At 32.7% G+C, this 11,798-nt stretch carries 11 protein-coding genes, 1 riboswitch and 1 other annotated feature; all 11 genes read left to right on the top strand.

All coding sequences use genetic code 11. The annotated features are described in order from the left end of the window. Nucleotides 1-13: 13 nt before the first annotated feature. The 11 genes from thrS to hemA all read left to right on the top strand — a co-directional run bounded on the left by thrS (nt 14) and on the right by hemA (nt 11,789). Nucleotides 14-1,942 carry a threonine--tRNA ligase gene (gene thrS / locus ACO6VN_RS07755; protein WP_016999302.1) on the top strand — a complete coding sequence of 643 codons (1,929 nt, stop codon included), beginning with the start codon at nt 14-16 and terminating at the stop codon, nt 1,940-1,942. A gap of 68 nt (nt 1,943-2,010) precedes the next feature. Then, nucleotides 2,011-2,183: riboswitch (Lysine riboswitch) on the top strand. An 89-nt stretch (nt 2,184-2,272) separates the two neighbouring features. After that, complete coding sequence (locus ACO6VN_RS07750; protein ID WP_064204341.1) at nt 2,273-3,766, top strand: amino acid permease; 1,494 nt, start codon at nt 2,273-2,275, stop codon at nt 3,764-3,766. Nucleotides 3,767-3,818: 52 nt separating this feature from the next. After that, nucleotides 3,819-3,946, top strand: a sequence feature (ribosomal protein L20 leader region). A 23-nt stretch (nt 3,947-3,969) separates the two neighbouring features. Continuing rightward, entirely contained in the window at nt 3,970-4,500 is a 531-nt protein-coding gene (gene infC, locus ACO6VN_RS07745) for a translation initiation factor IF-3 (RefSeq protein WP_064204340.1), read from the top strand. 25 nt (nt 4,501-4,525) lie between these two features. After that, complete coding sequence (gene rpmI / locus ACO6VN_RS07740) at nt 4,526-4,726, top strand: 50S ribosomal protein L35 (protein ID WP_016999300.1); 201 nt, start codon at nt 4,526-4,528, stop codon at nt 4,724-4,726. Nucleotides 4,727-4,768: 42 nt separating this feature from the next. Then, entirely contained in the window at nt 4,769-5,128 is a 360-nt protein-coding gene (rplT, locus tag ACO6VN_RS07735) for a 50S ribosomal protein L20 (RefSeq protein WP_016999299.1), read from the top strand. A 158-nt stretch (nt 5,129-5,286) separates the two neighbouring features. Beyond that, nucleotides 5,287-5,910: an NUDIX domain-containing protein gene (locus ACO6VN_RS07730; RefSeq protein ID WP_194201338.1), complete on the top strand. Its 624-nt coding sequence runs from the start codon at nt 5,287-5,289 to the stop codon at nt 5,908-5,910. A 2-nt stretch (nt 5,911-5,912) separates the two neighbouring features. After that, nucleotides 5,913-6,842, top strand: a complete 930-nt coding sequence (locus ACO6VN_RS07725; protein WP_064204339.1) for a hypothetical protein — start codon at nt 5,913-5,915, stop codon at nt 6,840-6,842. Nucleotides 6,843-6,934: 92 nt separating this feature from the next. Further along, nucleotides 6,935-8,215 carry a trigger factor gene (gene tig / locus ACO6VN_RS07720; RefSeq protein WP_016999296.1) on the top strand — a complete coding sequence of 427 codons (1,281 nt, stop codon included), beginning with the start codon at nt 6,935-6,937 and terminating at the stop codon, nt 8,213-8,215. 126 nt (nt 8,216-8,341) lie between these two features. Further along, entirely contained in the window at nt 8,342-9,604 is a 1,263-nt protein-coding gene (gene clpX, locus ACO6VN_RS07715) for an ATP-dependent Clp protease ATP-binding subunit ClpX (RefSeq protein WP_016999295.1), read from the top strand. Between the two features lie 173 nt (nt 9,605-9,777). Next, nucleotides 9,778-10,365 carry a ribosome biogenesis GTP-binding protein YihA/YsxC gene (gene yihA, locus ACO6VN_RS07710; protein ID WP_016999294.1) on the top strand — a complete coding sequence of 196 codons (588 nt, stop codon included), beginning with the start codon at nt 9,778-9,780 and terminating at the stop codon, nt 10,363-10,365. Nucleotides 10,366-10,439: 74 nt separating this feature from the next. Then, nucleotides 10,440-11,789 carry a glutamyl-tRNA reductase gene (hemA, locus tag ACO6VN_RS07705; RefSeq protein ID WP_016999293.1) on the top strand — a complete coding sequence of 450 codons (1,350 nt, stop codon included), beginning with the start codon at nt 10,440-10,442 and terminating at the stop codon, nt 11,787-11,789. The last annotated feature ends 9 nt before the right edge of the window (nt 11,790-11,798 follow it).

Below are 11,798 nucleotides of genomic sequence, written 5' to 3'. Positions count from 1 at the left end.
GGAGGAAGTCGTTATGAGCGAAATAAATATCAAATTTCCAGATGGCAATGTGAAAGGATTTGAACAAGGCACAACAACTGAAGATATTGCTCAATCTATTAGCCCTGGGTTAAGAAAAAAAGCAGTAGCAGGTAAATTCAATGGACAACTAGTCGATTTAACTAGACCTTTAGAGGAAGATGGGGATATTGAAATTGTAACACCTGGTAGTGACGAAGCTTTAGAAGTGTTAAGACACTCGACTGCACATTTAATGGCACAGGCATTGCAAAGATTATATGGAGATGTGAAATTTGGTGTTGGTCCAGTCATTGAAGGTGGCTTCTACTATGATATAGATACAGAACACAAAATTTCTAGTGACGACTTCGAAACGATCGAAAAGGAAATGAAACAAATCGTAAATGAAAACTTCAAAATTGAACGTAAAGTTGTATCTAGAGATGAAGCTAAAGAATTTTTCAAAAACGATGAATATAAATTAGAGTTAATTGATGCTATACCTGAAGACGAAAATGTAACACTATATTCACAAGGTGAATTTACTGATTTATGTAGAGGTGTACACGTACCTTCAACTTCGAAAATTAAAGAATTTAAACTTTTATCAACTGCAGGGGCTTATTGGAGAGGCGATTCTAATAACAAAATGTTGCAACGTATATATGGTACTGCATTCTTCGATAAAAAAGATTTGAAAGCTCACTTGAAAATTTTAGAAGAGAGAAAAGAACGTGACCATAGGAAAATTGGTAAAGAATTAGAACTATTTACAACTAACCAAGATGTTGGCGCTGGACTACCTTTATGGTTGCCAAATGGTGCTGTAATTAGACGTGAATTAGAGCGATATATTGTAGATAAAGAAGTAAGTATGGGTTATGACCATGTTTATACACCAATCATGGCTAACGTTGATTTCTATAAAAAATCAGGTCACTGGGATCATTATCAAGAAGACATGTTCCCACCTATGGATGTAGGTAATGAATCGTTAGTTTTACGACCTATGAACTGTCCACACCACATGATGATTTATAAAAATAGTCGTCATTCTTATCGTGAATTACCTATACGTATTGCTGAATTAGGCATGATGCATAGATATGAAGCAAGTGGCGCAGTATCAGGTTTACAACGTGTTCGTGGTATGACTTTAAACGATGCGCACATTTTTGTTAGACCAGATCAAATTAAAGAAGAATTTAAGCGTGTAGTAAACATGATTTTAGATGTTTACGAAGACTTTGGATTCAAAGACTATACTTTCAGATTGAGTTATCGTGATCCTGAAGATAAAGAGAAATACTTCGATGATGATGAAATGTGGAATAGAGCTCAAGCAGTATTGAAAGAAGTAATAGATGAAATGGAATTACCATATGAAGAAGCGATTGGTGAAGCGGCATTCTACGGTCCTAAATTAGATGTTCAAGTGAAAACTGCAATGGGTAAAGAAGAAACTTTATCAACTGCGCAACTTGATTTCCTATTACCGGAACGCTTTGACTTAACATATATTGGTAAAGATGGAGATGAACACCGTCCAGTTGTTATCCATAGAGGTGTTATTTCAACTATGGAACGTTTCACTGCTTTCTTAATAGAAGAAACTAAAGGTGTATTCCCAACCTGGTTAGCACCAAATCAAGTTGAAATTATACCTGTTAACGTAGATTTACATTATGATTATGCTAGATTATTACAAGATGAATTGAAATCACAAGGTGTTCGTGTTCATATCGATGATCGTAATGAAAAAATGGGCTACAAAATAAGAGAAGCTCAAATGAAAAAAATACCTTATCAGCTTGTTGTAGGTGACAAAGAAGTAGAAAATCAAGAAGTTAATGTTAGACAGTATGGATCAAAAGATTCAAAAACAGTCGAAAAAGACGAGTTTATTTGGAATCTTGTTGATGAAATTCGCTTGAAAAAATAAGAGGCTATTGAAAATTTCGGATTCTTCAGTTATAGTTTAATAGTAAAAATTAATTTAATATTCCTCAGTAATGAGTTAGAGGTTGCGATGTTCAAGATTATACATTCAGAAGTGTTATGGCACATATGTTGAAATGTAGAAAGGGGATATTGCCGAAATAAATAGTGACCATAATGCTATTTATTGGGCCAGTGTTAAATAAATACTGGACTGTCACACTAAGTGATGTGCTACCAATTTGTATGGAATGTTCATATATGGTCGCATATCGAATAGGGTATGCGACTTTTTTAGTGGCTCTATTGTGGAATTGTAGAAAGGGAAAGATCAATGTCGCAAGAAAAAACAACTAATAATATTCAAAGGAAGTTAAAAGATAGACACATCTCTATGATTGCTATCGGTGGTTGTATCGGTACAGGTTTATTTATGACTTCGGGTGGTGCTATAAGAGACGCGGGACCAGGGGGTGCATTATTAGCATATGCAGTAGTTGGTATTATGGTCTTCTTCCTTATGACATCGTTAGGAGAAATGGCAACATATTTACCAGTTTCGGGATCATTTAGTACATATGCTACAAGATTTGTTGATCCATCATTAGGTTTCGCTTTAGGTTGGAACTATTGGTTTAACTGGGTTATTACAGTAGCAGCTGATATTACAATTGCTTCTCAAGTTATTAGCTATTGGGAACCATTAGAAATATTACCTTCATGGCTATGGAGTATCATATTCATGTTGATTATATTTGGTCTTAACGCACTATCTGTTAGAGTTTATGGTGAAAGTGAGTACTGGTTTGCATTTATTAAAGTTGCAACAGTTATTATCTTTATCGGTATCGGTTTATTAACGATATTTGGTATTATAGGTGGTCAATACTTAGGGTTTGATAATTTTGTTGTAGGAGATGCACCGTTCCTAGGAGATTCAAATGTGAATACATTCTTATTAACATTAGGAGTATTCTTAGTTGCAGGGTTCTCATTCCAAGGTACAGAACTTATTGGTATTACGGCAGGAGAATCTGAAAATCCTGAAAGAGCAGTGCCGAAAGCAATTAAACAAGTGTTTTGGAGAATATTACTATTTTACATTTTAGCTATATTTGTAATAGGAATGATTATTCCGTACACAAATCCAAACCTAATGGGTGGAGATGAAATTGCTAAATCGCCATTCACGCTTGTATTTGAAAATGCAGGATTAGCATTTGCAGCTTCATTTATGAACGCAGTAATCTTAACTTCAGTATTATCAGCAGGCAACTCAGGTATGTATGCTTCTGTAAGAATGCTGTTTTCAATGAGTAAAGATAAATTGGCTTCACCAGTATTTTCAAAAACAAATAAAGCTGGTGTACCTTATACAGCGTTAATCGCTACTGCATTTGTAGTTGTATTAATATTTATAATAGAACATTTAAGTGGTGGCGCTTATGAATATATTATCGCAGCTTCAGGTATGACAGGCTTCATTGCTTGGTTAGGTATTGCGATTAGTCATTATAGATTTAGAAGAGCTTTTGATTTACAAGATTATGATAAAACAAAACTAAAATATAAAGCTAAATTATTCCCATTTGGTCCATTGTTTGCATTTATATTATGTGCGATTGTCATAGTAGGCCAAGATGTAGACTTTATACAAACGGGTGAATTTGATCCTAGAAGATTTTTCATTACTTATATGGGTATTCCTGTATTCTTAGTATTTTACATTTTCCATAAGTTAAAATATAAAACGAAATTAATTCCATTAGAAAAAGTGGACTTAAGTCAAGATGTTGATATGGAAGAATTCGAAAAGAATATTAAATAAATATTGACATAAAGGTTTATAGTTGGTATGATAGGTCATGTTGAATACGAAACGGACCAAGTAGAAGCATACCCGCTTCTCACCTGTAGTGACGCTTTAAGCAGTTGGCAGGTAAAAATAAACCTTTAATGTTTATGGATAAGAGCGGGTGCATTTATGCATTCGCTCTTTTTTTCTTGGACGACTTCGTAAAAATCTAGGAGGTGTCAACCATAGCTAAAGATCAGACTCAAGTTAACGACAGAATTCGCGCAAAAGAACTTCGACTAATTGGCCAAGATGGTGAACAGATAGGTGTTAAATCTAAACAAGAAGCTATTGAAATGGCTGAAAGAGTAGATTTAGACGTTGTTATCGTAGCACCTGGTGCTAAACCACCTGTTGCAAGAATTATGGATTACGGAAAATATAAATTCGAACAACAGAAAAAAGAAAAAGAAATTCGTAAAAAGCAAAAAGTTGTTAATGTTAAAGAAATTCGATTGAGTCCAACTATCGAAGAACACGACTTTGAAACTAAACTAAAACATGCTCAAAAATTCTTATCTAAAGAAGATAAAGTTAAAGTATCTATTAGATTTAGAGGTCGTGCGATTACGCATAAAGAAATTGGTCAACGCGTGCTTGAACGCTTTGCAGAATCTTGTAAAGATATAGCAACAGTTGAGCAAAGACCTAAAATGGAAGGGCGTTCAATGTTCCTAATGTTAGCGCCTATCACAAACGAAAAATAAACCGAAATACTAGGAGGAAAACTCAATGCCTAAAATGAAAACTCATCGCGGAGCAGCTAAACGTGTTAAAAGAACTGGTTCAGGACAATTAAAGCGTTCTAGAGCGTTTACTTCACACTTATTCGCAAACAAATCAACTAAAGCTAAACGTCAATTACGTAAATCTACTTTAGTATCTAAATCAGATGTAAAACGAGTTAAACAAATGTTAACGTACGTAAAATAATAAATTTATTGGACTAATGGTCCAGTTCAAGGAGGAATTATCATGCCACGTGTTAAAGGTGGAACAGTGACGAGAGCTCGTCGTAAAAAAGTCTTAAAATTATCTAAAGGTTACTTTGGATCAAAACATACATTATACAAAGTTGCTAAGCAACAAGTTATGAAATCAGGTAACTATGCTTACCGTGACCGTCGTCAGAAAAAACGTGAATTCCGTAAATTATGGATTGCTCGTATCAACGCTGCGGCTCGTCAAAACGACATCAGTTACAGCCGTTTAATGAATGGTCTTAAATTAGCTGGTATCGAAGTTAACCGTAAAATGTTATCTGAAATCGCTATTTCAGACGAAAAAGCTTTTGCTGAATTAGCTACTAAAGCTAAAGATGCTTTAGCAAAATAATAAAAATTGAGGGAGTGGGACTACGAAATCTTTTAGATAAAAGATTTCTGTCCCGCTCCTTTTTTATAAAGAAGATTAAGTTTAATATAAAGGTATCTTCTTTACGCCTTATATACGCTTTGATAAAATAAAGAAGAACAACTTATAAGGAGAATACTATGTCTAAATTTGATGAAATGATTACAGTTGTCCCTAGAAAGACAATTTTTAAAGATGAAGCTTATCAATTCGATGGTTTTAAATCTATTCAAGATGAAGAAACGAAATATATTTATGAAACAATTAATGAGTACGAAGTTAAAAGACGTGGGGACATGGAAGAAGACCCTTCATATAAACAACTTATTTCATATTGTATTTTAGAAAATGAAAATGATGAAATACTTGTATATGAACGACTAACAGGTGGAGGAGAAGGTAGACTTCATGGCTTAAGTTCTATTGGTGTAGGCGGTCATATGAATGATGTTCCAAATGCTACAAATGTAGAAGAAGTGATTCGAGATAATGCAGAAAGAGAATTAGAAGAAGAAGTAGGGCTTGATAAAGAAAATGTTAAAAATATGGAACTAATCGGCTTTATTAATGACGACCAAAACGAAGTTGGTAAAGTACACATCGGATTAGTTTTCAAATTAAAAGTAAATGAATCAAGTGTTGAATCTAAAGAAACTGATACTTTGAAAATTAATTGGGTTAAACAATCAGATTTAGCGAATAATAAAAATTATGAAACATGGAGTAGCTTAATTATAGACGGCTTATATAGAAGAGGTGAGTGACCTTGTCTGATATCATTCCATTTCCTAAATTAAAGAATCAATTAATTACAAATATTAAAACTTCAATGCAAGATGGTGAATATGATAAAGCATATGAATCATTCGAAACATATGAACAACATTTTGAAATGGATGAACAATTATCGTTGATGAAATGTGAAGTTTTAAAGTCTTGCGGTCATTATCTAGAATTAAGAGAAGAAGCAAGTATATTATTAAACCAAGGTCACGAACAATATGATCAAGTTGTAATATATTTTGTAGAAAGCCTATTTCAATTAGAACAGTATCAAACTGTAGTGGAAATCATAAATCAAATTAAAGATGAAGCTATTGACCATGCAACAAGAATGACTTTAATACCAATGCAAGATTTAGCAAAAGATAAGCTAGAACAAAGGAAACTTAAAGCTTCAGAAATTTTAAAAACTTTTAAAGATACAAACTTTGAGGAACAAGTGCAATTATTAATAGATTTAATAGATAACCATCTAGGTATTTTCAATTTAACATTAGCTCAAATTATTGAGAATGAACCGTTACATCCAAATGTTCAAAGCTTAATATTAGAGTATTTACGTTTGGGAGAATGGTCAGCTGAAGTTAAATTTAATAAAATAGATACAAATATAGCTATTGTTCCTACAGAACTTAGTGGCATTGAAAGAACAGATTTTAAAATAAATATTATACCTAAAATTATTGAACAACTTGAAATAGATAGCCCAGCGTCTATAGAATTAAGTAACTCTATATTAAATCAACATGCCATTTTACTTTATCCAATCGAATTTAAATCTATTAAAAATGAAGTTTTAATAGCATGTTACTTGAAACTTTTATCAGAACGCCTTAATATAGACGCTAACTATGAAAGTGTGAGCCAAGATGATTGGGAACAATTTATTGGCGTTATTCAGAAATTTGAATGAATATAAACACTATAGTTGAAACATTGAAAAGCTATGTTATAATTAAAGAGTTGAAAATTAATAAATTAGGATAATCACGGAGGTTTTTATTCATGACAGCAACATGGGAAAAGAAAGAAGGCAACCAAGGTTTATTAACTGTTACGGTTCCAAAAGAAGAAGTAGATAAAGGATTAGACAAAGCATTCAAAAAAGTTGTTAAACAAATTAATGTGCCTGGTTTCCGTAAAGGTAAAATGCCAAGACCATTATTTGAACAAAGATTTGGTGTTGAATCATTATACCAAGATGCTTTAGATTTTATTTTACCTGAAGCATATGGTAATGCAGTAGAGGAAGCAGAAATCAACCCTGTTGATCGTCCAGAAATCGATGTTACACAAATGGAAAAAGGTAAAGAACTTATCTTTGAAGCAACTGTAACTGTAGAACCTGAAGTAGAATTAGGTGAATACAAAGGTTTAGCTATTGAAAAGCAAGACCGTGAAGTAACTGACGAAGAATTCGAAGAAGCTTTAAATGATGCGGTAAGTCGTCAAGCTGAATTAACAGTTAAAGATGGTGAAATTGCTGAAGGTGATGTAGCTAACATTAACTTTGATGGCTATGTTGATGGAGAAGCTTTTGAAGGTGGACAAGCTGAAGGTTATGATCTTGAAATTGGTTCAGGTTCATTTATTCCAGGATTTGAAGAACAACTTATCGGTCTTAAAGCTAATGATAGCAAAGATGTTGTTGTCACATTCCCTGAAGAATACCACGCTGAAGAATTAGCTGGTAAAGAAGCTACTTTCAAAACAGAAATCAACGAAGTTAAAGGTAAAGAAGTTCCTGAATTAGATGATGAATTAGCTCAAGAACTAGATGAATCTGTAAAAACAGTTGATGAATATAAAGAAAAATTACGTAAAGACTTAGAAGAAGCTAAAGTTAACCAAGCTGACGCTACTGAAAAAGAAGAAGCAATTACAAAAGCTTCTGATAATGCTACTGTAGATATTCCAGAAGCTATGATTAACACTGAATTAGATCGTATGATGCAAGAGTTTGAACAACGTATTTCTCAACAAGGATTAAACCTTGATTTATATTATCAATTCTCAGGACAATCAGAAGAAGAACTTAAAGCTCAAATGAAAGAAGACGCTGAAAAACGTGTTAAAACTAATTTAACTTTAAGAGCTATTGCGGATGCTGAGAACATTGAAATTTCAGACGAAGATGTTGAAGCTGAGTTAACAAAAATGAGTGAACAATTCGGATTATCTGTAGAAGATATTAAATCTACTTTAGGTAATAATGATATCTTAGTTAATGACCTAAAAATCCAAAAAGTTATCGACTTATTAGTTAATGAATCTAAAGAAGCATAATCGTTATTCGGTATTAAAATAGATCATAGTAGCAGAATATTTCTGCTACTATTCTTTTTTAACCCGTTTAATTTGAAATAATAAAGTACTTTTAGTATAGTCTAGAAGAAGAATAGGGGTGTAAAAATGTTTAAATTTAACGATGGTGAAGAAAATTTAAAATGTTCTTTCTGTGGTAAAGAACAAGATCAAGTTAAGAAACTTGTAGCTGGTAGTGGTGTTTACATTTGTAATGAATGTATAGAACTTTGTTCAGAAATAGTAGAAGAAGAGTTAAAATCACAAGAACCAGAACAATTTACTGAAGTTCCTACACCTAAAGAAATATTAGAGCAATTAAATGACTATGTAATTGGTCAAGAAAGCGCTAAAAAATCATTAGCAGTAGCTGTTTATAACCATTACAAACGTGTTCAACAACCTTCAGAAAGTGAAGATGGTATTGAATTACAAAAAAGTAATATTGCACTAATAGGTCCAACTGGTAGTGGTAAAACATTACTAGCTCAGACATTAGCTAAATCATTAAATGTTCCATTTGCAATTGCAGATGCTACAAGTTTAACTGAAGCAGGTTACGTTGGTGAAGACGTTGAAAATATATTATTAAGATTAATTCAAGCTGCAGACTTTGATGTTGAAAGTGCTGAAAAAGGAATCATCTATGTGGATGAAATTGACAAAATTGCACGTAAATCTGAAAATACTTCAATAACTCGTGATGTATCAGGTGAAGGTGTTCAACAAGCACTTCTTAAAATTCTTGAAGGTACAACAGCAAGCGTACCACCTCAAGGAGGAAGAAAACATCCTAACCAAGAATTTATCCAAATTGATACAACAAATATCTTATTTATTCTTGGTGGTGCCTTTGATGGTATTGATGAAGTTATTAAACGTCGTTTAGGTGAAAAGGTAATTGGTTTTAGTAGTGCTGGAGAAGAAATCAGCGATGAAGAATCATTACTTTCACAAATTAGACCTGAAGACTTACAGTCATATGGTTTAATTCCTGAATTTATTGGTCGTATTCCAATTGTAGCTAACTTAGATACGTTAGATGTTGAAGCTCTTAAAAATATCTTAACTAAACCGAAAAATGCTTTAGTTAAACAATATACTAAAATGTTAGAGCTAGACGATGTAGAACTTGAATTCTCTGATGAGGCTTTAGGTGCTATCAGTGAATTAGCTATAGAGCGCAAGACTGGTGCTCGTGGTCTTCGTTCAATCATTGAAGAAGCTCTAATTGATATCATGTTTGATATTCCATCAAGCGATGATGTAACGAAAGTCGTTATAACAGAAGAGACAATTAGAGATCATAAGAACCCAAGCTTATATGATAGCGAAGGTAACTTATTAAACGATGAAAAAACATCAGCTTAAATTATAAAATCTAGAGTCCGGGACATGATAATTGTCTCGGACTCTTTCTTTAGCAGTGGTGACATTAAAAAGACTTTTTAAAAATAAGAGCTCGTTGTTTCACTACATTGCTATGTTTAATTATTTAATGATTTAAGCTATAATAAAAGAAACGAATGATGTAGGAGATTACAATGAAAATAAATCCAAATAATGTAGACATTATAATTAGTGCAGTAGAGTCTAAGCAATATCCGGAAACGGGCTTACCTGAAATAGCATTAAGTGGAAGATCAAATGTAGGTAAATCAACATTTATTAACACACTTATTTCTAGAAAAAAAGTAGCGAGAACTTCATCTAAACCAGGTAAAACGCAAACTTTAAACTTTTTTAACATTGATGAACAATTAATATTTGTAGATGTGCCTGGATATGGTTATGCTAAAGTAAGTAAAAAACAAAGAGAACAATTCGGCAAGATGATTGAACAGTACTTAACAACGAGAAAAGAACTTAAATGTGTAATACAACTTATAGATATACGCCACAAACCTACACAAGATGATATATTGATGTACGATTACTTAAAGCATTTTGAAATACCTACGATTATAGTTGCTACTAAGGAAGACAAAATACCAAAAGGTAAAGTTCAAAAACATCTCAAAATTATTCGAGAAACACTGGAAATAGAATCTGAGGACGTATTAATTAGTTATTCTTCATTAAATAAAGACAAGACGGACAATATTTGGGCATTATTGTCACAATTTATTTAAACAAATTCCTCACATTCCTAGATTAGAAATGTTATAATTAAGACATTGGACATAAATTAATGGGGGCGTTAGAAGTGCATGTAGTTGTAGTAAGTGTAAACTATAAAACTGCAGACGTTGCGATGCGCGAGAAATTAGCGTTTAATGATCAAGAAATTGAAAACGCGCTTGTAACTCTTAGTAACAAAAAATCTATATTAGAATGTGTAATCTTATCAACATGTAATAGAACAGAAGTATATGCCGTAGTAGATCAAATACACACAGGCAGATACTATATACAATCATTTTTAGCTGACTGGTTTAATCAATCATTAGATACAATTAAGACGTATACAAATGTTCTAACTGAGAATGATGCAATAGAACATCTATTCAGAGTGACATCTGGGTTAGATTCTATGGTATTAGGTGAAACTCAAATTTTAGGACAAATGAAAGACGCTTTCCAAACTGCACAAACAGAAGTAACTACTGGAACGATGTTTAATCGTTTATTTAAACAAGCAGTTACATTAGCTAAACGTGCTCACAGTGAAACAGATATCGCATCTAATGCTGTTTCAGTTTCTTATGCTGCAGTAGAACTATCTAAAAAAGTATTAGGCAGATTAGATAATAAAAAAGCGTTAATCATAGGTGCCGGTGAGATGGCAGAATTAGCTGTTGCGAATTTGAACGGTAGTGGCGTGACAGATATAACTGTTTTAAACCGTACTGTTGCAAAAGCTGAGGCTTTAGCTATGCAATATAAAGGTGTAGCAAAAAGCATAAACGAATTGCAATGTTCTTTAATGGAAGCTGATATTGTAATTAGTTCAACAAGTGCTGAGCAATATGTATTAACAAAAGATATGATGAGAGATGTTGAAAGATTTAGAAGGCATAAACCTTTAGTTCTTATCGACATTGCTGTTCCACGTGATATTGATCCAGAAGTTAACGATTTAGAATTAATGTTTAATTATGATGTAGACGACTTAAATGGTCTAGTAGATGCAAACTTAGCAGAACGTGAGAAAGCTGCGCGAGAAATTGAACTATTAATTGCTAAAGAAATTGATAAGCATGAAGAGTGGGTTAATATGTTAGGTGTTGTACCAGTAATAACTGCTTTGAGAGACAAAGCTTCTCACATACAACAAGATACAATGACAAGCATTGAGAGAAAATTACCTGACATGACTGAAAGAGAACGTAAAGTAATCTCTAAACATATGAAGAGCATCGTCAATCAGTTACTTAAAGATCCTATTACACAAGCTAAAGAATTATCAACAGATAAAAAATCTGATGAAAAATTAGAATTATTCCAAGAAATCTTCAACATTACAAATGAAGTTGAGAGAATAAATGAAAATAAAACAGAAACAAAGAAAGAATCTAAACAAGTTCAATTGACGCCTAATACAGTTGAATCTTAATTTAATTAA

The sequence above is a fragment of the Mammaliicoccus sp. JADD-157 genome (assembly GCF_049310805.1).
Taxonomy (GTDB): Bacteria; Bacillota; Bacilli; order Staphylococcales; family Staphylococcaceae; genus Mammaliicoccus; species Mammaliicoccus lentus.
Note: the sequence above shows the minus strand (reverse complement) of the source record. Positions and strands in the feature narration are given on the sequence as shown.

Bases quoted from the DNA above. Each gene is read 5' to 3' on its own strand.
- thrS (WP_016999302.1), top strand. From the start codon at position 14: ATGAGCGAAATAAATATCAAATTTCCAGATGGCAATGTGAAAGGATTT.
- ACO6VN_RS07750 (WP_064204341.1), top strand. From the start codon at position 2,273: ATGTCGCAAGAAAAAACAACTAATAATATTCAAAGGAAGTTAAAAGAT.
- rpmI (WP_016999300.1), top strand. From the start codon at position 4,526: ATGCCTAAAATGAAAACTCATCGCGGAGCAGCTAAACGTGTTAAAAGA.
- rplT (WP_016999299.1), top strand. From the start codon at position 4,769: ATGCCACGTGTTAAAGGTGGAACAGTGACGAGAGCTCGTCGTAAAAAA.
- ACO6VN_RS07730 (WP_194201338.1), top strand. From the start codon at position 5,287: ATGTCTAAATTTGATGAAATGATTACAGTTGTCCCTAGAAAGACAATT.
- tig (WP_016999296.1), top strand. From the start codon at position 6,935: ATGACAGCAACATGGGAAAAGAAAGAAGGCAACCAAGGTTTATTAACT.
- clpX (WP_016999295.1), top strand. From the start codon at position 8,342: ATGTTTAAATTTAACGATGGTGAAGAAAATTTAAAATGTTCTTTCTGT.
- yihA (WP_016999294.1), top strand. From the start codon at position 9,778: ATGAAAATAAATCCAAATAATGTAGACATTATAATTAGTGCAGTAGAG.